This window comes from Streptomyces sp. NA04227 (assembly GCF_013364195.1).
Lineage (GTDB): Bacteria > Actinomycetota > Actinomycetes > Streptomycetales > Streptomycetaceae > Streptomyces.
In genome coordinates, this window is record NZ_CP054918.1 from 7,169,151 (window position 1) to 7,190,180 (window position 21,030).

16 protein-coding genes and 1 pseudogene are annotated in these 21,030 nt (G+C 69.3%); 10 read left to right on the forward strand and 7 right to left on the reverse strand.

Features of this window, described 5'->3' with window-relative positions:
- The first annotated feature begins 30 nt into the window (after positions 1-30).
- The 6 genes from HUT18_RS30250 to HUT18_RS30275 all read left to right on the forward strand — a co-directional run bounded on the left by HUT18_RS30250 (position 31) and on the right by HUT18_RS30275 (position 4,274).
- On the forward strand, positions 31-282 hold the full coding sequence (locus HUT18_RS30250; protein WP_176103710.1) for a hypothetical protein: 252 nt from the start codon (positions 31-33) through the stop codon (positions 280-282).
- Positions 279-716, forward strand: a complete 438-nt coding sequence (locus HUT18_RS30255; RefSeq protein ID WP_176103711.1) for a helix-turn-helix domain-containing protein — start codon at positions 279-281, stop codon at positions 714-716. Before HUT18_RS30250 ends, HUT18_RS30255 begins: the two co-directional genes overlap by 4 nt.
- Before the next feature lie 106 nt (positions 717-822).
- Entirely contained in the window at positions 823-1,413 is a 591-nt protein-coding gene (gene uraD, locus HUT18_RS30260; protein WP_176103712.1) for a 2-oxo-4-hydroxy-4-carboxy-5-ureidoimidazoline decarboxylase, read from the forward strand.
- Positions 1,414-1,505: 92 nt separating this feature from the next.
- A complete protein-coding gene (gene uraH / locus HUT18_RS30265) occupies positions 1,506-1,826 on the forward strand; it encodes a hydroxyisourate hydrolase (RefSeq protein ID WP_254879115.1) in 321 nt (106 codons plus the stop codon).
- Between the two features lie 57 nt (positions 1,827-1,883).
- Complete coding sequence (pucL, locus tag HUT18_RS30270; RefSeq protein ID WP_254878878.1) at positions 1,884-2,852, forward strand: factor-independent urate hydroxylase; 969 nt, start codon at positions 1,884-1,886, stop codon at positions 2,850-2,852.
- Positions 2,853-2,885: 33 nt separating this feature from the next.
- On the forward strand, positions 2,886-4,274 hold the full coding sequence (locus HUT18_RS30275) for an 8-oxoguanine deaminase (RefSeq protein ID WP_176103714.1): 1,389 nt from the start codon (positions 2,886-2,888) through the stop codon (positions 4,272-4,274).
- Between the two features lie 105 nt (positions 4,275-4,379).
- Here HUT18_RS30275 and HUT18_RS30280 read toward each other — a convergent pair whose 3' ends face one another.
- The 4 genes from HUT18_RS30280 to HUT18_RS30295 form a co-directional block, all read right to left on the reverse strand.
- Positions 4,380-4,802, reverse strand: coding sequence for a thioesterase family protein (locus tag HUT18_RS30280; RefSeq protein WP_176104894.1), 423 nt, complete (start codon positions 4,800-4,802; stop codon positions 4,380-4,382).
- A 190-nt stretch (positions 4,803-4,992) separates the two neighbouring features.
- Positions 4,993-5,673: a hypothetical protein gene (locus HUT18_RS30285; protein ID WP_176103715.1), complete on the reverse strand. Its 681-nt coding sequence runs from the start codon at positions 5,671-5,673 to the stop codon at positions 4,993-4,995.
- A gap of 161 nt (positions 5,674-5,834) precedes the next feature.
- On the reverse strand, positions 5,835-6,434 hold the full coding sequence (locus HUT18_RS30290) for a histidine phosphatase family protein (RefSeq protein ID WP_176103716.1): 600 nt from the start codon (positions 6,432-6,434) through the stop codon (positions 5,835-5,837).
- A 152-nt stretch (positions 6,435-6,586) separates the two neighbouring features.
- The gene (locus HUT18_RS30295) at positions 6,587-7,795 is read right to left on the reverse strand and encodes a pyridoxal phosphate-dependent aminotransferase (RefSeq protein ID WP_176103717.1); all 1,209 of its coding nucleotides are present in this window, start codon (positions 7,793-7,795) and stop codon (positions 6,587-6,589) included.
- Between the two features lie 98 nt (positions 7,796-7,893).
- Between HUT18_RS30295 and HUT18_RS30300 the strand changes: the two genes are divergently transcribed.
- Both HUT18_RS30300 and HUT18_RS30305 read left to right on the forward strand, forming a co-directional pair.
- A complete protein-coding gene (locus tag HUT18_RS30300) occupies positions 7,894-8,544 on the forward strand; it encodes a helix-turn-helix domain-containing protein (RefSeq protein WP_176103718.1) in 651 nt (216 codons plus the stop codon).
- A gap of 208 nt (positions 8,545-8,752) precedes the next feature.
- Entirely contained in the window at positions 8,753-9,181 is a 429-nt protein-coding gene (locus HUT18_RS30305; protein ID WP_176103719.1) for a spore-associated protein A, read from the forward strand.
- A 73-nt stretch (positions 9,182-9,254) separates the two neighbouring features.
- On the opposite strand, the gene HUT18_RS30310 is transcribed toward HUT18_RS30305, so the two are convergent.
- The 3 genes from HUT18_RS30310 to HUT18_RS30320 all read right to left on the reverse strand — a co-directional run bounded on the left by HUT18_RS30310 (position 9,255) and on the right by HUT18_RS30320 (position 19,729).
- Positions 9,255-14,969, reverse strand: coding sequence for a hypothetical protein (locus HUT18_RS30310; RefSeq protein WP_176103720.1), 5,715 nt, complete (start codon positions 14,967-14,969; stop codon positions 9,255-9,257).
- A 247-nt stretch (positions 14,970-15,216) separates the two neighbouring features.
- Positions 15,217-17,010: a hypothetical protein gene (locus HUT18_RS30315; protein WP_176103721.1), complete on the reverse strand. Its 1,794-nt coding sequence runs from the start codon at positions 17,008-17,010 to the stop codon at positions 15,217-15,219.
- Between the two features lie 7 nt (positions 17,011-17,017).
- The gene (locus HUT18_RS30320) at positions 17,018-19,729 is read right to left on the reverse strand and encodes a hypothetical protein (protein WP_217710527.1); all 2,712 of its coding nucleotides are present in this window, start codon (positions 19,727-19,729) and stop codon (positions 17,018-17,020) included.
- A gap of 122 nt (positions 19,730-19,851) precedes the next feature.
- Between HUT18_RS30320 and HUT18_RS34040 the strand changes: the two are divergent.
- Positions 19,852-20,090 (forward strand): annotated as a pseudogene (locus tag HUT18_RS34040) (hypothetical protein); the annotation flags it as partial.
- Positions 20,091-20,092: 2 nt separating this feature from the next.
- Positions 20,093-21,004, forward strand: a complete 912-nt coding sequence (locus HUT18_RS30325) for a HipA family kinase (RefSeq protein WP_176103722.1) — start codon at positions 20,093-20,095, stop codon at positions 21,002-21,004.
- The last annotated feature ends 26 nt before the right edge of the window (positions 21,005-21,030 follow it).

The window sequence follows — 21,030 nt, forward strand, 5'->3', positions numbered from 1 at the left end:
CCGGCCCGGGAACGGACCGCGGGGGACACCGTGCGACTGAGCCTGGAGTTCACCACCGAGCCCTTCGACCTGGACGAGACGCCCGGCCACGCCCTCGCCACGCGCGCCGTGCTCGCCTCGGCAGGCCTCGACTCGGTGGAAGTAGGACCCTTCGGCAACTCGGCCGAGGGCGGGCAGGAGGCCGTGCTCGCGGCCGTGGACGCGGTCCTGCGCGCGGGCCTCGCGGCGGGCGCCACCCGCGTCTCGCTCCAGGTCAACCTCCTTGCGGGGGAGGGGACATGAGCGGGGCGGCCGACAAGGGGACGGCCCCGGACGACGACCCGTTCACGGCCGCGCTCCGGCCGCTGGTGGACGCCGTGGGCGGCGAGATCCTCGCACCGGCCGAGGCCGCTCCCGGGGACGTGATGCTGCACTGGGAGGGACACGAAGCCCTCGCCGTACGGCTCCCGCAGCTCGCCGAGTCCCTGGACCGCATCCTCACCGCTCTGGAGCGTCAGTACGGCGAGCCGCTCGCCGCACTCGACCGCCGGACGAAGCAGGAGATCGTCCGCGGCCTCGAAGCGCGCGGGGCGTTCACGGTACGGCACGGGGTCGAGCGGGCGGCGCGGGCACTGGGGGTCAGCCGGTTCACGGTTTACAACTACTTGAACCGGCAGAGCGCCGCTCCGGAGAGCGCCGTCCCGGAGCGTGCCGCAGTGGAGGACGGCGAGGTGTAGCGCACCCGCCGCACCGCGATTTCAACAAACTGTTGACGCGGGTCGGCCGTGCGGGCTTAGCTGGCAGTGAGGAGCAGCGCGCCCGGCACCGGCCCGTGGAGGCAGCGTGAGTTCAGGTTCGACTCCCGGTCTCGACCGTTTCAACGCCCTGCCCGAGGAGCGGGCCGAGACACTGCTGCGCAACGTCTGTGCCTCCCGCGCCTGGGTACACGGACTGCTCGCGCGCCGTCCCTACGCCTCGCTCGGTGAACTCCTTGCCGCCTCCGACGAGTTCACGGCCGCGCTCCAGGCGCGCGACCTCGGCGAGGCGCTCGCCGCGCATCCGCCGATCGGTCGCCCCACGGCGGGCGACGCCCGCTCCGCCCGGGAGCAGCGCGGGGCGGCATCGGCCTCCGAGCAGCTCAGGGCCGAGCTCCTGGCACTCAACCTGCGCTACCAGGAACGGTTCGGACAGGTGTTCCTGATCTGCGCCACCGGACTCGACGGCCGCACGATGCGCGACGCCCTGCGCACCCGCCTCGGCAACACGCCGGAACGCGAACGCGCGCTCGTCCGCACCGAACTCGGCAAGATCAACCGGATCCGGCTGTACGAGCTGGCCGAGGCTCAGCCGAAGCCTCAGTCCGCCCTCGAACCAGGTGCCGGGTCCGCGTCCGAGCCCAAGAGCCGATCCGCGTCCGAGGCCCAAGGAGAGTGACCGCAGTGCCCGCGCCGACCGAGTCCGACGAGCCGACCGAGTCCGACGAGCCGACCACGCCCGCCGCGGGGGCGGGGGCCACGGCTGCCACCGTGTCCACACACGTCCTCGACACCGCGGCCGGACACCCGGCCGCGGGTATCGGGGTAAACCTCAACGCCCGTGCGGCGAGCGGCACTTGGGCATCGGTCGGGTCCTCGCGTACGGACCCCGACGGCCGGTGCCGCGACCTGCCGCCGCTTCCTACGGGGACCACCGCGGCCCGCCTCGACTTCGACACCGGCCCGGCCGCCCCGGTGGCCCGGGGCTTCTTCCCCGAGGTGGCCGTCACCTTCACCGTCTCGCCGGGCGAGCACCACCACGTACCGCTGCTGCTCAGCCCGTACGGCTACACGGTGTACCGGGGGAGCTGACCCACCACCCGTACCCGACAACCCGCAGGCGGGCCCGAACCGACCGAAGGAGACGTCGTGAACGAGGCGAACGAGGTGAACGAACCGAACGGGGCAGAGCGTCCGCGTCCGGTGCTCCTTGGACAGAACCAGTACGGCAAGGCGGAGTGCCGGGTGGTGCGGGTGACCCGCGAGGGCGGGCGGCACCGGCTCAAGGATCTGAACGTCTCGGTCTCGCTGTCCGGGGACATGGACGAGGTCCACCTCAGCGGCGCCAACGCGCGCGTGCTGCCGACCGACACCATGAAGAACACGGTGTTCGCCTTCGCCAAGGAGTACGGGATCGCGGGTGTGGAGGAGTTCGCCGTGCGGCTGGCGCGGCACTTCGTGCGGTCGCAGGAGGCGATCGGGCGGGCGGAGGTCAGGATCGAGCAGTACGCGTGGGAGCGGCTTGCCGACGGAGACGGCCGGGAGTTCGCCCACTCCTTCGCCCGCAAGGGGCAGGAGACCCGGCTGACCCGGGTCACCTGCGAGGGGGAGCGCTGGGAGGTGGTCTCCGGGCTCAAGGACCTCGTCCTGATGAACACCACCGACTCGGAGTTCCGCGGTTTCGCGACGGACCCCTACACCACCCTCACCGAGACCGGCGACCGCGTCCTGGCCACCGAGGTCTTCGCGCGCTGGCGGTTCCACTGGACCGGGGGCGGTGACCCGGTGCCGGACTGGGAGTCCTCGTACCCGGCCGTCCGGAGCTGTCTGCTCGAGGCCTTCGCGGGCACCTACTCGCACTCGCTGCAGCAGACGCTCTACGCGATGGGCTCGCAGGTGATAGCCGTGCGCCCGGAGGTCGACGAGATACGCCTGTCGCTGCCGAACAAGCACCACTTCCTCGTGGACCTCGCGCCGTTCGGCCTCGACAACGAGAGCGGCGACGACCGGGTCTACCTCGCCGCCGACCGGCCGTACGGCCTGATCGAGGCAACCGTGTTGCGCGAGGGCCGCGAGGCCCGTATCCCCACCGTTCCCGCCGGACAGCCGCAGGCCTGAGAGCGGGCCGTACTCAACAAGGAGGCCCACGCCGTGCAGCAGGGGCAGAGCGTCGAGCGTCTGGTCATCGAGAACTGTGCCGTCGCCACCGTCGACGCGCACGACACCGAGTACGCCGACGGGCATGTGGTCGTCGCGGGCGAGCGGATCGAGGCGGTGGGGGCGGGGGCGGCGCCCCATGTGGCGGGGCCGGTGCGGCGCGTCGACGCGCGCGGGCATCTCGTCACGCCGGGCCTTATCAACACGCACCACCACTTCTACCAGTGGCTCACCCGCGGCCTGGCCACGAACCACCCTCTCTTCGACTGGCTGCGGGCGCTCTACCCGGTCTGGGCCCGGATCGACGAGCCGATGGTGGACACGGCGGCGCGCGCCTCACTGGCGATGATGGCGCGCGGTGGGGTGACCACCGCCGCCGATCACCACTACGTCTTCCCGCGCGGCGCGGGCGACCTCGCGGGCGCCGTGGTGCGCGCCGCGCAGGACACCGGCGTGCGCCTCACGCTCGCGCGCGGCTCGATGGACCGCGGCGTCTCGCAGGGTGGGCTGCCGCCGGACTTCGCGGTGGAGAGCCTGGACGAGGCGCTCGCCGCGACCGAGGCGGCCATCGACCGCTACCACGACGCCTCGCCCGGCGCGATGACCCAGATCGCCGTCGCGCCCTGCTCGCCGTTCTCGGTGAGTACCGAACTCATGCGGCAGGGCGCGGAGTTGGCCCGCCGCAAAGGGGTGCGGCTGCACACACACGGTTCCGAGACGGCCGAGGAGGAGAAGTTCTGCCACGAGCTGTTCGGCATGGGGCCCACGGACTACTTCGCCGACACCGGGTGGCTGGGCGAGGACGTGTGGATGGCGCACTGCGTCCATATGACCGACGCCGACCTGGCCGCCTTCGCCCGTACCGGCACCGGCGTCGCCCACTGCCCCTCGTCCAACGCCCGTCTGGCGGCCGGGATCGCGCGGGTGACCGACATGCTGGGCGCCGGGATCCCGGTGGGCCTCGGCGTGGACGGGACCGCGTCGAACGAGTCGGGCGAACTGCACACCGAACTGCGCAACGCCCTGCTCGTGAACCGCCTCGGACCGCACCGCGAGGCGGCACTGAACACCCGTCAGGCACTGCGCCTCGCCACCGTCGGCGGGGCGAGGGTGCTCGGCCGCGACCGCGAACTCGGCTCCCTGGAACCGGGCAAGCTCGCCGACCTCGTGCTCTGGCGGATGGACACCCTCGCGCACTCGTCCATCGCCGATCCGGTCGCCGCCCTGGTCCTGGGCGCTCCGGCGCCCGTCACCCTGGCGCTGGTCGGTGGGCGGCCGGTCGTCGAGGACGGGCGGCTGCGGCATGTCGACGAGGCGGCGGTGGCCCGCGCGGCGCGTGCGGAGGCGCGGCGGCTGGGGGAGTTGGCGGGGGCGGGCGGCTGAGCGGTGGAGCCGAGGCGCGGCGGACCCGCGCTCACGCACTTCCCTCCCCGCCCCCGTTGCGCGGAGCGTGGGCACCGGCCCCGGTGTGAGTGGGCCGCAGGGGTTCTACAGGCCGAGGACGGCCGGTTCCTTGGCCACGGCGCGCAGTGCCTGGGCCGGGTCGTCGACCAGCTTGCGGGCCGAGAGGTCGAGGATGCCGCCGACCACGTCGAACTCGGCGGAGAGGGTGCCGTCCTTCTTGGTGATGCGCTGCTCCAGCTTGAAGGTCTTGCCGCCGCCCCAGACGAACAGACAGCTGACGTCGACCTCGTCACCGGCGTACAGCTCGCGGCGGTAGCGGATGGTCGTCTCCAGGACGACGGGCCCGATACCGTTCGCGACCAGGTCCTTCTGCCGGATCCCGGCCGCTTCGAGCAGAGCCCAGCGGGCGTGCTCGGAGTACTGGAGGTAGACGGCCTGGTTCAGGTGGCCCTGGGTGTCGGTCTCGTATCCGCGGACGGTGATGGGGACGGTGAACGGCTGTGCCACGACGTGCCTTTCGCTGTAACGAGCTGAGCGGCTGCTCAGCACAGTGAAACTCGCGGCGCCCGCCCGGCATTCCCTGATCCCCGCCACTTCGGCGGTGGTGCTCGGTACTCGGGCCATGCCCCCTCCGCACTCCTCCTCCGTACTCCTGCCCTTCGGACGAACGGCGGGTCCGTACGGAGACGAACGAGGCTCAGGTGCGCCGCGGCGAGGCCAGGACGAAACGGTTGCCGGGCCGCGCTCCGGTGTACTGCCCGGTCTGCCAGCCCGCCTCCGCCAACGACTGGGCGCAGGCGCCCAGTTCGGTCTCCGAGTACGCGTGGACCGCGACCGCCTCGGGCTGTGCGGTGTCGGTGACGCGGTAGCCCGCGCCCGCCGCCGAGGCGGGGCGGTGGCCCGCGGCCTCCAGGGCGAGCGCGGCAGCGGATATGAGATGCGTACGCTCCCAGCCGCACGGACGGTCCGATGCCCCGTCCGGGTTGGTCATCCGCCGCAGTTCGAGCAGTCCCTGCCAGGCACTGCGTACCTCGTGCCGCCGCCCGGGCCCGTCGGCGGGCGCGTCCGGATCGCCCGGGCGCGACGTGAACACCTCCGCGGCCGGGGGTGGTCCGGGCTCGGGCCTCTCCGTCGGTACGGGCTCCCGTGCGGGGCCGCTCCCGGAGGCCGGCGCGACCGGTGCGGGCGCGGTCTCCGCCTCCCGCAGACGCTGCCCGGCCGGGGTCAGATAGCAGTCGTGCGGCGGACGCGGATGCCGGAAGGCGAGGCAGAGCCGGACCAGGGCGGCGAGCTGGTTCTCGGTCCCCTTGAGGCGGCCGGTACCCGGATCCGCGGCGACGACGACACGCAACTGCGCCGCGGTCGGCGTTCTCGCCATGGCTCCCACTCCCTCCGTGCTCCGTCTCGGCTCGCTCGGTGTCCCAACTCGGGCATCCGGCGCATGCGATGTATTCGACGTATCCCAAGGCTAGGAGACGGGTCTGACATCTCGCGGCCACCGGACCCACCGGACGAAGCCGTGCGCCGGAGAGGAGTCCCCTACAACCCCGGCCGGAGGTTCCACTCCGCGACGACCGGGCGGCCGCGTTCCGTGCCGAGTCGCCCCAAGGTGGCGGTAGCGAGCTGGAACAGGCCGCCCGCGGCGGGCGGCAGACCGAGCCTGCGGGCCGTCAGTACGCGCAGGAGGTGGCCGTGGGCGACGAGCACCACGTCGCCCTCCGTCTCGCTGAGCATCGCGTCGGCCCTGGCCAGGACGCGGTCCGCGCGGAGGCCGACCTGCTCCGGGGTCTCGCCGGGGTGCTCGGGCGGTCCCTCGGGCACGCCGTCGCGGAACAGGAACCAGCCGGGCCGGGTGGTGTGGATCTCGGCGGTCGTGATGCCCTCGTAGGCGCCGTAGTCCCATTCGGTGAGGTCCTCGTCGAGGATCGGCTCGCCGAGCCCGGCGAGCTCCGCGGTCTCGCGGGCGCGCAGGCGCGGGCTGCACAGCACCGCGGCGATGCGGCGCGAGGTGATCAGCGGGCCCACCGCGCGGGCCTGGGCCCGTCCGTTCTCGGTGAGGGCGAGATCGGTCCAACTGGTGTGCTGCCCCGTACGGGACCACTCCGTCTCGCCGTGCCGCACGAGGAGAAGGTCGCCCATGTTTCTGTCCCGTTCTGTTCGGTGCTCGTTGCTTCGGCTGGTACGTTGCCCCGCTTCGCGGACCCGCGTACCTCGGCACCGAGCCTGCCACCACGTGTGGCGCGGCCCTCACCCGCCCCGCCCGGGAGGGCCCGCGACCGCCCTACTGCCGATTACTGCCGGTAGCTGCCGAGGAAGCGCCCGATCCGCCCGATGGCCGCGTCCAGGTCGTCCGCGTGCGGCAGGGTCAGGATGCGGAAGTGGTCGGGGCGGGGCCAGTTGAAGCCGGTGCCCTGGACGACCTGGATCTTCTCGCGGAGCAGCAGGTCGAGTACGAAGCGCTCGTCGTCGTGGATGGCGTGCACCTTCGGGTCGAGCCGCGGGAAGGCGTAGAGCGCGCCCTTGGGTTTCACGCAGCTCACGCCGGGGATCTCGTTCAGCCGTTGCCAGGCCCGCTCGCGCTGGTGGTGGAGCCTGCCGCCGGGGGCGGTCAGCTCATGGATCGACTGACGCCCGCCGAGTGCGGCCTGGATCGCGTACTGGGCGGGGGCGTTGGGGCACAGCCGCATGGAGGCCAGCATGGTCAGGCCCTCCAGATAGTTGCGGGCGTGCTCCTTGGGGCCGGTGACCACCAGCCAGCCGGAGCGGAAGCCCGCCACCCGGTACGTCTTCGACAGGCCGCTGAAGGTCAGGACCACCACGTCGTCGGCGAGGGCGGCGGCACAGTGGTGTACGGCGTCGTCGTAGAGGATCTGGTCGTAGATCTCGTCGGCGAAGACCATCAGGCGGTGGCGGCGGGCGAGGTCGAGGATGCCCTCGACGATCTCCTTCGGATAGACCGCGCCGGTCGGGTTGTTGGGGTTGATGAGGACGACCGCGCGGGTGCGGTCGGTGACCTTGGACTCCATGTCCGCGAGGTCGGGGTACCAGTCGGAGTCCTCGTCGCAGAGGTAGTGCACCGGCCTGCCGCCGGACAGGGTGGTGACCGCGGTCCACAGCGGGAAGTCCGGGGCGGGGATGAGGACTTCGTCGCCGTCCTCCAGGAGAGCCTGTACGGCCATCGACACGAGTTCGGAGACGCCGTTGCCGAGGTAGACGTCGTCGACGTCCACCTCGAGGCCGAGCGCCTGGTAGCGCTGGGCGACCGCGCGGCGGGCCGGGAGGATGCCCCGCGAGTCGGTGTAGCCGTGCGCCTTGGGGAGCATCCGGATCATGTCCTGGACGATCTCCTCCGGCGCCTCGAAGCCGAACTGGGCCGGGTTGCCGGTGTTCAGGCGCAGCACGCTGTGACCGGCCTCCTCCAGGGCGTTGGCCTGCTCGATGACGGGGCCGCGGATCTCGTAACAGACCTCGCTCAGCTTGCTCGACTGCCGGAACTCCATGTTCTGGCCCCTCCCTGATCGTTGAGACCATCGTTGCGTCACTTGGTTTTACCAAGTTCAAGCTTGGAAAGTCCAACAACCTGTCTAGACTGCCTCGCATGCCACGACCCACGCGTCAGCAAGGACGCCGCAGTTACGACCAGTTCTGTGCCGCCGCCCGTGCGCTGGACGCCGTCGGCGACCGCTGGAGTCTGCTGATCGTGCGCGAACTGCTCGCGGGGCCGCGCCGTTACACCGACCTGCACGCCGACCTGCCGGGCGTCAGCACCGACGTGCTCGCCGCCCGCCTCAAGGACCTGGAGCGCGAGCAGCTCGCCACCCGTCGCCGCCTCCCGCCGCCCGCCTCCGCCTACGTCTACGAACTCACCGACCGAGGACGGGAGTTGCTGCCCGTACTGCGGGCCCTGGGGCAGTGGGGCGCGCGCGCCCTGGAGGAGCGGCGCCCCACCGACGCGGTACGCGCCCACTGGTTCGCGCTCCCGCTCCTCGACCGGCTGGCCCCGCTCGGCGGGGCCGGGGTGCTCGAAGTGGAGCTCGACGAGGGCGTGTTCCATCTGCGACTCGGCGAGGACACCGAAGCCGCCTACGGGGACGGACGGGCCGAGCGCCACGACGTCCGGCTGGTCCTCGACGCGGCGACCTGCCTCGCGCTCGGCCGCGGCGAGACGACGGTGGGTAGGGCCGTACGGGAGGGCCGCGCAGAACTAACTGGCGAGGGGCCCTTGGTGACGGTGCTGCATGCGAGTTGACGTGCGCCCTGTGCGAACTGGCGTGCGCCGTAAGGGAATTGAGGCGCGCTGCCGACGCCGCATGTGACGCGGTGACAGAACAGTGACACTCGGGGCCACAACTGACGCCCCGCCCCGCCGGTCTCCTCATCGGGTGCTGGGAGCACCCACTTCGTCACCCGTCCGGTTCGACCCCGTACCGGACCACGAGACCACTGGGGGATCCACCATGAAGCACACGCGCAGGGCCGCGGCCGTCACCGCTCTCGCCGCCGCCGGGATGGTCGGGGCGACCGCCCTCGCCTCGCCCGCGTCCGCGGCCACGCAGGGCGTGCTGAACGTGCCCTACAACGGTGCCTGCGGTGCCGGGTACAGCGTCATCGACTCCGCCGACGTCGAGACGCTCGGCACCGCGTACCTGACCTGGAACGAACGGACCGGCGAGAACTGTGTGGTGACCCTCCGCACCAAGCCGGGTACGGCCGTCTACATGCAGGCGAAGGTCTACCAGAGCGCCCACACCGAGGTGAGCGCCTCGGACTCGGGCGCCTACAAGAGCTACGCCGGACCTGTCTACATCCCGGCCCGCGGCGAGTGCGTCACCTGGCGTGCCCAGATCGACGACACGTACATCGTCAACGAGGGCCACTGCGGCTGACCGCACACTGCCGAACCGACCGGCCGCACATGTTCTCCGGGTACGGGCCCGCACCCGGAGAACGTGTCTGCTCTCAGATTCCGAAGGCTGCGGCCTGGCTGCGTGCCTGGTCCAGCTCGGTCGTCCACTTCGCCGGATCGACCTCGACGAGCCGTTCGGCGACCCGCACTCGGCTGCGCATCTCGGCCTGGCCCGCGGTCGAGTCGCCGTCGGCGGCCTTATGGAGGTGCGCCAAGTTGTACAGCGCGCCGGTCAGTTCATGCCAGTCCCAGTACTCATTGGGCGTGAAGTCGGCGAGTTGCTCGTAGTCGACCGGCGATGTGGTGCCCGGCTGACGCAACCCGGCGAGTGTTTCGTAGACACGCAGTCCCTTCTGCGCGAAGTTCAACGCGACTGCTGCGTCCAGTCCCGTCTGGCGGTAATAGATCAGCTCCCACAGGGCCGAGGCGAGGAAGGGCCGGTACTTCGCCGAGTCGGCCTGGGTGAGGCGTTCGTAGACCTGGATGCGCTTGACTGTCCATGCTGCCGCGGCCGTACGGTCTCCGGCCTCCCAGGCGATGGCCTCCAGGTTGTAGAGGGCGCCGGTCAGGTCGTGCCAGTCCCAGTACTCGTTGGGCGTGAAGTCGGCGAGTTTCTCGTAGTCGACTGGTGCTGTGGTACCCGGCTGACGCAAACCCGCGAGGGTTTCATAGGCACGCAGTCCCTTCTGGGCGAAGGTCGATGCGGCCGCCGCGTCCAGTCCTGTCCGGCGGTAATAGATCAGCTCCCACAATGCCGAGGCGTGGAAGGGCCGGTACTTCACCGGATCGGCCTGGGTGAGGCGTTCGTAGACTTGGATGCGTTTGATCGCCCATGCCGCTGCCGCCGTACGGTCTCCGGCTTCCCAGGCGACGGCTTCCAGGTTGTAGAGGGCACCGGTCAGGTCGTGCCAGTCCCAGTACTCGTTGGGTGTGAAGTCGGTGAGTTGTTCGTAGTTCACCGGTGTTGTGGTGCCCGGCTCACGCAATCCGGCGAGGGTTTCGTGGGCGCGTAGTCCTTCCTGGGCGAATCGCGACGCGGCGGCCGTGTCCAGCCCCGTACGCCGGTAATAGATCAGCTCCCACAGGGCCGAAGCGTGGAAGGGCCGGTACTTCACGGCATCGACCTCCACCAAGCGTTCGTAGACTTGGATGCGTTTGATCGCCCATGCCGATGCCGCCGTACGGTCTCCGGCCTCCCAGGCGACGGCTTCCAGGTTGTAGAGGGCGCCGGTCAGGTCGTGCCAGTCCCAATACTGATTGGGTGTGAAGTCGGCGAGTTGCTCGTAGTTCACCGGTGTTGTGGTGCCCGGCTCACGCAACTCGGCGAGGGTTTCGTGGACGCGTAGTCCTTCCTGCGCGAAGTTCAACGCGGCTGCTGCGTCCAGTCCTGTCCGGCGGTAATAGATCAGCTCCCACAACGCCGAGGCGTGGAAAGGCCGGTACTTCACCGCATCAACCTGGGTCAGGCGTTCGTAGACCTGGATGCGCTTGATCGCCCATGCAGCCGCAGCTGCACGGTCTCCGGCCTCCCAGGCAACAACCTCCAGGTTGTAGAGGGCGCCGGTCAGGTCGTGCCAGTCCCAGTATTCGTTGGGCGTGAAGGTGCCGAGTTGCTCATAGTCGACCGGAGCTGTGGTGTCGGGCTGACGGAGCCCAGCGAGCGTTTCGTAGACGCGTAGCCCTTCTTGAGCGAAGGTCGACGCGGCTGCCGCGTCCAGCCCTGTCCGGCGGTAGTAGATCAGCTCCCACAGGGCCGAGGCGAGGAAGGGCCGGTACTTGACCGCGTCAACCTGGGTGAGGCGTTCGTAGACTTGGATGCGTTTGACCGCCCACGCTGCCGCGGCCGCACGATCCTCAGCCTCCCAGGCAACAACCTCCAGGTTGTAGAGGGCGCCGGTCAGGTCGTGCCAGTCCCAGTACTCGTTGGGCGTGAAGGTGGCGAGTTGCTCATAGTCGACCGGAGTTGCGGTACCCGGCTGGCGCAAACCAGCCAGTGTTTCGTAGACACGCAACCCTTCCTGCGCGAAGGTCGACGCAGCCGCCGCATCCAGCCCCGTCCGGCGGTAATAGATCAACTCCCACAACGCCGAGGCGAGGAAAGGTCGATACTTCACCGCATCAACCTGGGTCAGACGCTCATACACCCGGATCCGCTTGACCGCCCACCCCGCCGCAGCCGCACGATCCCCGGCCTCCCAAGCGACAACCTCCAGGTTGTACAGAGCACCGGTCAAGTCATGCCAGTCCCAATACTCATTGGGCATGGAACCAGCAAGTTCCGCGTAGTCGACCGGTGTTGTGGTACTCGGCTGACGCAATCCCGCGAGGATTTCGTAGGCGCGTAGCCCTTGCTGGGCAAAGCTCAACGCGGCGGTTGCGTCCAGCCCCGTACGCCGGTAATAGATCAGCTCCCACAACGCCGAGGCGAGGAAGGGCCGATACTTCACCGCATCAACCTGAGTGAGACGTTCGTACACCCGGATCCGCTTGACCGCCCACGCCGCTGCGGCCGCACGATCCCCGGCGTCCCAGGCAACAACCTCCAGGTTGTACAGAGCACCGGTCAAGTCATGCCAATCCCAGTACTCGTTGGGGGTGAAACCGGCGAGCTGCTCGTAGTCCACCGGGGTCGAGGAGCCGGCCGTGCGCAGACCCGCCAGTACCTCGAACTCGCGGGCACCACGCTCAGCCAGGCGCAGCGCCTGATCGGAAGGCAAGCGGCGGTGGCGGGCGTAGAGGAGGTCGAAGATGGCCTGGGCCAGGCTCGCGCGGTAGTTCTTGTTGCCGGGGTCCGCGTCGATGAGCTTCTGGTAGACGGCGATTCGGTCGGTGAGGGCGACCGTGGCGTGCTTGGTGTCGCCGGACTGCTCAAGGGAGCTGGCCAGCGTCCGGAGTGCGTCGGCTCGGTCCAGCCAAGGCTGCGGACAGGCCTTTGTGTTGTCCTTGATGTTCGGCTTCTCGCGATCCCGGAAGTCGAGGATTGTCTCGGTGTCGCATGCGGGCTGGCGGATGTGGATCAATCCGTCGTGTCCTGCCCCTGGCGAGTTCATGGCCTGCCCGCTGGCCAGCGGGAGTTGGCCGAGGTCGGTGTGCAGGTCGGTGGGTGTGGTGATGCGCGCACGATATTTGTCGCCGGTGGGCTGGAAGCGGATCGAGTAGGTCCGGTCGAAGTCGGGCGCGTTGAACTCGTAGACGTCTCCGACGGATCCGAACTGCTGAGAAAGGTGCTGGTTGCGTGCGAGGACGGTGTCCTTGAAGGTCTGGAAGCTCATCGGCGGTGCGCCTTGCTCGTCGGCTTCGCGTGCGTACACGAAACCCAGCGTGCAGCCGCTGAGCGGGGCGATGACGCGATAGGCCGCGAGGTAGAAGCCGAACTTGCGAGGAGGGGTGTTGAGGTCACTGAAGAACCACGGACCCGCGACGTCGAATGTGCCGTCACCGGAAAGCTGGATGTGCAGAAAATCGTCGTCGATGTCTTTCCAGGCCAGGAAAAGCAGGCCATTGAGAGAGGCGAGCGCCGGTGCCGCATCGGTTTCGTGCGGGAGGACCTTTTTGTCGGCGAGGCCCTCGATGCCGAACCCGCCGGCCGTGTTGCCGAACAGGACGACCTTCGCCACGTTGACATCGTCGTTGCCGACCCCCGCCCACGACATGAACAGTCTTCCGCCGTGCGAGACGAGGCTGGGGCTGTGTTCGCTCTCGTCGGTGAAGGTCTTGGTGCCGGTGAAGGTGACGCCCTCGTCCTGTGAGAAGGCGAGGTTGAGTGACTCGTTTCCGGATCCGCGCCAGCCGAGGAAGAGCCGGCCGTTGTGCGAGGCGAGCGCGGGCGCGGCATCACTGGTGGCGCCGAGTACGGTCTTGACCTCGACTTCGATCCGGTATGCGCCGGCGGTGTTGCCGACGAGGGCGAGCCTTGCGACGTTGATCTTGTCGTTGCCGCGGCCCACCCATGCGAGGTAGAGCTTCCCGGCGTGTGTGGCCAGACATGGGTTCAGATAGGTCGAATCGGCAAGCCGCGGTGTTGCCCGGTAGGTGTTTCCACCGTCGTCGGAGAAGTAGATGTTGATCTGGTTGTCGGAGTCCCGCCACGCCAGGTAAACGCGGCCGTTGAGGGCTGTCAGTGCGGGGGAAACGGCACTGGCGGCCGGGCTCCGTAGGTCCTCGACCCCCTCGACGCCGTCGATGTCGAGAACGTCCGTGTACTGGACCTTGGCGATGTTTATCAGTCCGGGTGGATAACCTTTGCGCGCCCAGGCCATATGGAGTCTGTCGCCATTCACGGCAAGGACGGGATTGGCGAATGTCTCGTGCTCGGTGATCGCCTTGTACCCGGCCGGGCGCAGGTTCGTGCCGGCCATGATCCGCACATGGACGCCGTTGTTCACCGCGGTGGTGTGGTGTCTGTCGGGATCTTCGGGATCGTCGGCGTACGGGTCGACGGCCGGATCCGGATGCGGCTGGAATCGGACCAGGTCGTGAAACTTGAGGTCCGCTCCCGTGGGGATCAGGGTGGTGGCCTGTGCACGGGACGTCTGTTCCCATGCGTCTTTGAACAGATCGACTTCATCTCTGCCGTAGCCGCTGTTCAGAAACATTCCGCCGGCCGACATCAGGAACGACGGCGATTTGTAGTAGATCTCCAGGCCGCCATCGGCATCCTCCCCCGCTGCCACGAGTTGCGGGCGTTTTCCGTGCTGGAACCGCTGCAGGGAGGGAGGGTTGCCGACACCCATCGCCCAGATGTACGCGGCCGGTGGCGGGCGGTAGGAGGAGGTGCCGCCGATCACGGCGGTGAACTGGTCGATGAAGCCGGCGTGGAACAGTACAGGTTTCCCGTCGGGTCCGGTGTTACCGGTGCAGGCCATGAAGTAGCCGGATATCTGATCCCCCCGCTGGGCGAAGATGTCGTTGTACTCGTTGTTCTGGTGGTTGATCTGCTCCTGGTGGCGCCGGAACGGAGCGACTCTTCGGCAACGACTGCTGGAGATGGCGCACTTCACCATGACGTAGTCGAGGATCACCTGCGCGCCCGTACGAATGTCGATGTCGTCGGCGAACTCGTACAGATTGAGCAGCGCGTGGATCGAATGTCGCGCGTAGGGGCGGGCGCTGAATTCGAGGAAGTCGTGTTCCGCGATCACCTGCAGCGTCTTCAAGAGCCACTTGTGGAGACCGTTCGACTTGTTGTCGTACACGTCACCGGCGGTTTGGTGTTTGAGCTGGTTGATCAGGTATCTGCTGGACTCGATCATCAGCAGATGGTTCTCGGTTTCCGGGTAGATGACCACGAAGTCGTCGAGATACTCGATGTCCACCGTGTGGGCCCCGGTAATCGTCCGTCCTGAGCCTTGATCGTGCGCCGCGAGGATCAGGTTGTCCATGACCCAGTTGAAGTCGTCGTCGGTGAGAAGGGAACGATACCGATAGACGATCGTCATCAATCCCTTGAGCGTCATGTCGTAGTCTTTGCTTGTGCCGACGAGACCGTCTTCCTTGAGTCGAAGGGTTCTCAGGATTTCCGGTGCGAGGACTTTGCTCGGACGCTGGTCGGGAGCAGCGAAATCGGGATCGTCCGTCGCGGCGTGCATATGCGCGAGCAGGTATATGGTTTCGTTCTCACCTGCCTCGGCACCGCGGATTCCCTCCAGCGGCTTTCGCCATGCCAGGTTCTTTGCGTTGTTGATCGCCCGCAGCCGGTGACTGGCAAATGCTTGACCAGGCGAGCCGTCGAGAGCGATCGAATTGAGGAAGTCCTCCGGAAGCGCCATCGCCGAACCTCGCGAACCTTGGACCTGGCTCCATGGACTGACGCGTCGCGTCGCCCACGTGGGGCCGTGCGTCTCAGTCCCGATACCAGCAGAGTCTCACCGTCGCAATTCGGACGCATCTCGGGGCCATAGCCCGGCGCAAGTGGCAGGGAAAGTAATTGAAGTTGGCACGGCTCGACGACAAAGCCTCCGGTCAAGGTCACCGGTGAGGGCCACTGATCGAGGCCAACAGCTCAGGCCCCACCGCTCACGGCCCCATCGTCGCCTCCATGAAGCCCACCGACTCCTCCCGCTGCGGGTCCCCGGCCAGCCGCTCTCCCCCGAAGACCGCGAACTGGTGCCACCAGTCCCTCATTTGGCGATCCGGGAACATCTGCGGCCGCCAGGGCTTCGCGTCCTCGAACACGTACTCCGCCCAGGGGTTCTGGGGGTTGGGCGGCGGCCGGTAGTAGCCCTCGGCCCGGGGCAGCACGGTGATCTCGGCGCCGGTGCCTCTGATCGCACTGACCAGCTCGGCGGCGGGCGGCACGACCATGTCGTACGGGCTCCACACCACCCGTAACTGAAACGCGCCCCTGCGCTCCCGCGCGGTCGCCCGTAGCAGGTTCGCTCCCCGGGCCACGAAACCGTTGGGGTCCATCGCGATCACACGGCCGACCCGCTGCCGGTTGCCGGGGTCGCTCAGCGTGCCCCACAGCGCCTCGCCGCCGAAGCTGTACCCGCCCACCCAGATGTCGGGCGCCAGGCGCAGGGTGCCGGTGACCGTGCCGCCAGGCGCGGTCTGCGGCGCCACCGGGAACACCGTGCCGTCCCGCTGGGCCAGCTGCTGGCCCGGACCGCCGAGGGCACCGCGGGTCCACAGCAGGCGCAGCGCCGTGGACACCCGGTCGGTCAGCCGGGGCCCGGGGACGCCGCCGTAGCTTCCCCCGGACGGATGCGGCAGGAACAGCACGCGCAGCGTACGGGTCTCCTTCATCAGCCGGGGTGCCGTGCGGTCCAGGGCGGCGTCCATGCCGCAGCACAGGTACCCGTAGCTGTTCAGGGGCAGTTCGCGGTTGATCGAGTGATCAAGGAGCTCGTGCAGGTCCGGCAGATCGCCGAGGTCCGGCCGCCGCGTCCTCGTCTGTCCGGAGAGCAGGTACCGGCACAGGCCGCGCATGCCCTTGACGGCGTGCTTGCGGTCGGTGATCCCCGCGGGGCCGTCCTGGGCGTACGGATAACCACTGGCCACAGGGCGGAAGAAGACGTAGCCGCCGACCGCGGTGCCGTCGGGCGGCGGTGTGGGCATCGGCGTCGACCGCTGTCCCGGCCTCGGCCTCGCCCCTGGCGTACCGGGATCGCTGTTGCCACCGGCGGCCCGGGGCACGCTGGCGAACCAGAGCAGCGGCGGGGTACGGGTGTTGGCGAGCACCCGCAGCCTGCCCGGCCGCTGGTTGACGAGCGGAGAGAGGTACCAGGGGTTGAAGCCGTCCTGGCCGCTCTTCGGGCTCTTTCTGAAGTGCAACTGCCACCAGAGCTCGGTGAGATCGAGGAACTCGGTGTCGATGTCGAGGGTGCCTCCCCGGTCCGCCACGGTGAGCAGCGGATGACAGCCCAGGAACCGGCGGATACCGCTCAGGGGCCATGACGGCACATGCTGGACGACCTCGGAGCCGCGCGCACCCCGCTCGTCGATCCGCAGGGTGTGCGCGGTCACCGCGTACGCGTCCGGCAGGCAGCGGTCGCCCGTCACCCGCAGCCGCTGGTACACCGCCAGTGCCTCCGCCTGCTTCCCCGCGATCCGCGGGGTGACGGTGAAGAAGAGCCGCAGGTGCTGCGTTCCCTCGGGCACCTCGAAGGTGACCTCCGTGTCCGAGGCCGTGCGAGGGGGTAAGTCCCGCCCCTTGTTCGGGTCGGTCCAGTCCTCGACCTCCTCCCGCGCGGTGAGGGCGTGCAGGGAGAACTCGACCGAGCCGTCCGCCGCTCCGCCGAACGACCGTCTGCGGAGCAGGAAATGCCCCTTCGCGCCGCGGGGCCGCCACCGGACGGTGAGGGAACTCATCGGGTCCTCACCGCTGTTGCCCCGTGTGCGGGTCGTACTCGACCTCCACCGCGACCACATGGTCGGTCGGCAGCACCTCGGTCCACTGGTCGAAGACCTGGTACGGCTCGGCCGGGCGGAAGCCGCCGTCGAGCGGGTCGAAGCCGGTCTCGAATACCGTCTCGGTGGCCAGCGTGGTGGCGATGTCGGTGTTCTTCTGCCGGAGTTCCTCGGCAAGGAGTTCAAGCACCTCGCCGATCGTCTTGCCCTGGTACTCGTCCGGGTCCCCGCTTTGCCAGGCGTACGGCTTGTCCAGCGCGGCCTCGCCCTCGACGTTCGCCTCCTGGAGCCAGCCGAGCGCGGCGAGCTCGTGGCCCGGGCGGATCGGCAGGACGGCCTTGACCCAGGCGGAGTTGAGGAACTCGTTACGGCGCTCGTCGCCGTCGATCTGTACCAGCCAGCCGAGCGAACTGCCCGCCGGGGCGGGACTGCTGGCCTCGGTGAGGGGGTAGTTGACCCGCCACTCCACCGCCTCGGCCGGAACCACGCCGACGGCGCCCGGCGGGTTGTTGGCGGCGGTGTGGGAGTAGTGGCCGGAGAGCGTGGCGCCCTGGAGCGGCTCGTCCCCGGGGGCGGGCTCCCAGTTGTGCCTCGGTACCGGATGGCGGCCGAGCGACCGTGGGCCGGTCGGGTCACCGCTCGGCCGCCAGTAGTCCGGCGCGACGAAGTACAGCATCCGGTCCACGTCGAACATCTGCCGGATCAACTCGGCGCTCAGCTGCGGCTGTTGGCCACCGAAGAGTTCGAGTTTGCCGATCAGCCGCTCGAACACGGAGTGCCGCTCCTCCTTGCGCAGATCCTCCGCGGGCCGACGGCGCAGCGCGTTGACCGCCTCGACGCGCTTGCGCACGGCGTCGACGTACGCGGTCCGCTGGAGCCGGTCCACCTGTGTGCGGTACTCCGCCATCGCCCGGTCGTACGCCTCCTGGCCGGGGTGGACCGACGGCGGCTTCCACATGATCCGCACGGACAGCGAGATCCAGTTGCCGTTGGCGAAGTTCACCAGCTCGGTCCGGATCTGGTACCGGCCGCTCGCCAGGTCCAGGATCCTGCACTTGCCCAGGTACTTGGTCCCGCTGCCGTTGCTCGCCTTGGCCTCCACCACACGGATCGGCTCCGGCTGCGAGGTGTCGATGCTCCAGCCGGGGCCCGGCGGCACCGCGGTGTAGTCGAAGTGCGCGACGAGGTACTCGTCCGAGTGGCCGTGCGACAGATGGTCCTCGCTCTCGACGTAGAACCAGTCCTGGTCCAGGTGCGGGCCGTTGGAGCCGATCCGCTGCACGGGATAGATCTCGGTGACCGTGGTGGTGGTCGGGACGAGCACTTCCAGCGGCTCGGGCTTCTTGAGCGCCGTCAGATCCGGGGCCGCCACCACGTCGACCAGCTCCCCGAGCCCGAGGGCACGGCCAGGGTCCGGTACATGGACCTGCCAGCTCAACTGGGTGCCGATGTGCTGGACCTGGATGCCGACCTTGCGCATCTTGCGGCGCAGCTCGTAGTTGACCAGCTTGTCGGTGGTGTTCTGGACGACGTACCGGCGGCTGGAGGTGTCCGTCGTCTCGGTCACCGTCTTGAAGGTCGTCTTGAAGTTCCGGGTGATCTCGCTGCTCACCTTGGAACTCTGCGCCCGGGTGTGCTTGTGCGTGACCTCGGAGGAGGAGTGCGTGGTGTTCTTGGTGCTGTAGCTGGTGCTCACGTCGGCCTGCGCGATGCCCACGTAGTTCGCCCCGGCGCTCGCGGTCACCCCGAGCGAGGTCTCGTTGGCGTTGTCCTCCTTGACCGCGTCCGCCACGTCCGTCTGTTCGGTCAGCGACTCCTCGGTCTTCCTCGTGCTCTGCTCGGACTGCTCGGCGGTCCGCTCCACGAGAGTGCGGCGGGTGGACGTCTCCACCACCTCGACCGTGCCGCCCGGGCTCAGCCACAGATGGCCGACGGGCGCGCCCAGAAAGGTGTCGAACTCGAAGAAGTACTGACGGAACAGGTTCACCAGCCCCACCGGGGAGAGGATCCCCTCGGTCGGCGGCTGCGGCAGAACCGTCGCCACCAGCTCGGCCAGTCGCGGCGCGCGCAGCTCCCGGGCGTCGGCCCCGCTGAACAGCTCCCGCGGCGCCGGTGTCCCCGCGGCGGCGGCCAGCAGACTGCCACCGGAGTAGCCGAGCCAGCCGGGCAGCGGCTGGTACACGCCGAACATCTCGCTCGCGTACGGGAGTGTGCCGGCGAAGTCGCCCACCGGCCGCCCGGCACCCGAGGTACGGGCCGGGGGCGCGGGCAGCGTGTGGGTGTTCTCGACCGGGCCGCCCGGCCTGGTCGAGAACGGGGCCACCGTCCAGGGCCGGTTCGGCGACTGCGTCACCATGAAGATCTCGCAGTCGGCCTGGGCCGGGGGCGCGAGAAAGGCCAGCGTGAGGGATCCCGAGGCGCTGGTCACCTTGCGACCCACGTACAGCCGCCCGGCCCCGCTGTCCGACTCCAGGAAGGTGCCCGCCAGTTCGGGCACCTTCGGGAAGAACCGCGGGTCCCGCACCCCGCAGTCGGCGGGCAGCGCGATCGCTAGCCGCTGCCCCGGCAACAGATCGCCCGGCTCGCTCCGCTGCACGGTGTACGTCCAGAGCTGGTACCAGGTCCGAACTCCGGGCGTTGTCACCGGAGTACGCCCCGTGAAGGTGACTGTGATTGTCATGTGATCCCTCCCTGAATCCAGATTCGCAGAGGGAGGGCGAGTGGGGGAGGTGCACTTCGGGGTTGGGGGGTGGCGTTGGGGGTGTTGTGCGGCGCGTGTCGGGGAGGGCGCCCCCTGGTGCGAAGGACCGGCAGCGGGAGGCGGCGCCGAAGGACGGCTTCCACGTGCCGCGGCGCACCTCGCCTCGATCCTGCTGGAGGCGGGGGAGTCGATGGTGAAATCCGTGGTGAAGTCCGTGGTGACGCTGGCACGATGGCTCGGGCACTCCTCCGCGGCTGTCACCCTTGGTCACTATGCTCACTTCATGCCGGAGGCCGGAAGTACGGGGCGTGCCGTCATGGATGGGCTGCTGGGGAGTTGAAGATGCTGAGAGAGGTCACCGGGACCCGCTACTTGGTACCCCTGCACTCCGGCGGCTCCGTACCCGGAATCGTCGAGGCCGACGACCTGGGCACGTACGTCGTGAAGTTCACCGGTTCCGCACAGGGCCGCAAGGCGCTGGTCGCCGAGATCGTGGTGGGTGAACTCGCGCGTGCGCTGGGGCTGCGGGTGCCCGAGCTCGTGCGGGTCGACTTCGACCCGGCCGTCGCGGTGGGGGAGCCGCACCAGGAGGTGCAGGACCTGGTCCGGGCCAGTGCGGGACTCAACCTGGGCATGGACTACCTGCCGGGCGCCGAGGACTTCACGCCCGGGGCCATCGCGGTCGACCCGTGGGAGGCGGGGCGGGTGGTGTGGCTGGACGCGCTCACCGCCAACGTCGACCGCACCGTGCACAGCCCGAACCTGATGATCTGGCCGAACCTGGGCATCCGCCCGCCCCGACTGTGGCTGATCGACCACGGCGCGGCCCTCGTCTTCCACCACCGCTGGGACTCGGCCGCCGCCGCGGTCGCCAAGGCCTACGACTTCCGCGACCACGCCCTCGGCGGCTACGCCCCCGACACCGTCGCCGCCGACGTGGAACTGGCCCCGCAGGTGACCCGCGAACTCCTGCACCACGTCACCTCGCTCGTCCCCGACGAATGGCTCGACCAGGAGGCGGGCTTCGGCTCCGCCCAGCAGGTCCGCGAGGCCTATGTGGACCACCTGGCGACCCGCGCGACGCTCTCCTCGGCCTGGCTGCCGACCGGCTTCCGCAGCCCGGAGGAACTGGCCGCCGAGCAGGAGCGCCGCGCCCGCGCCACCCGCGCGGGCCGCCCCTCCTGGCTCAAGGACGTCCCCGACCTGCACGGCAAACCGGCCGCCTCGCGCGACTGGTCGTCCCACCTGGGCTGAGCGTCGCGTGCGTGCGGGTGTGCCGC

Bases quoted from the DNA above. Each gene is read 5' to 3' on its own strand.
- HUT18_RS30320 (WP_217710527.1), bottom strand. From the start codon at position 19,729: ATGACAATCACAGTCACCTTCACGGGGCGTACTCCGGTGACAACGCCC.
- HUT18_RS30325 (WP_176103722.1), top strand. From the start codon at position 20,093: ATGCTGAGAGAGGTCACCGGGACCCGCTACTTGGTACCCCTGCACTCC.
- HUT18_RS30285 (WP_176103715.1), bottom strand. From the start codon at position 5,673: ATGGCGAGAACGCCGACCGCGGCGCAGTTGCGTGTCGTCGTCGCCGCG.
- HUT18_RS30305 (WP_176103719.1), top strand. From the start codon at position 8,753: ATGAAGCACACGCGCAGGGCCGCGGCCGTCACCGCTCTCGCCGCCGCC.
- HUT18_RS30315 (WP_176103721.1), bottom strand. From the start codon at position 17,010: ATGAGTTCCCTCACCGTCCGGTGGCGGCCCCGCGGCGCGAAGGGGCAT.
- HUT18_RS30255 (WP_176103711.1), top strand. From the start codon at position 279: ATGAGCGGGGCGGCCGACAAGGGGACGGCCCCGGACGACGACCCGTTC.
- HUT18_RS30310 (WP_176103720.1), bottom strand. From the start codon at position 14,969: ATGGCGCTTCCGGAGGACTTCCTCAATTCGATCGCTCTCGACGGCTCG.
- HUT18_RS30295 (WP_176103717.1), bottom strand. From the start codon at position 7,795: ATGGAGTTCCGGCAGTCGAGCAAGCTGAGCGAGGTCTGTTACGAGATC.
- HUT18_RS30300 (WP_176103718.1), top strand. From the start codon at position 7,894: ATGCCACGACCCACGCGTCAGCAAGGACGCCGCAGTTACGACCAGTTC.
- HUT18_RS30290 (WP_176103716.1), bottom strand. From the start codon at position 6,434: ATGGGCGACCTTCTCCTCGTGCGGCACGGCGAGACGGAGTGGTCCCGT.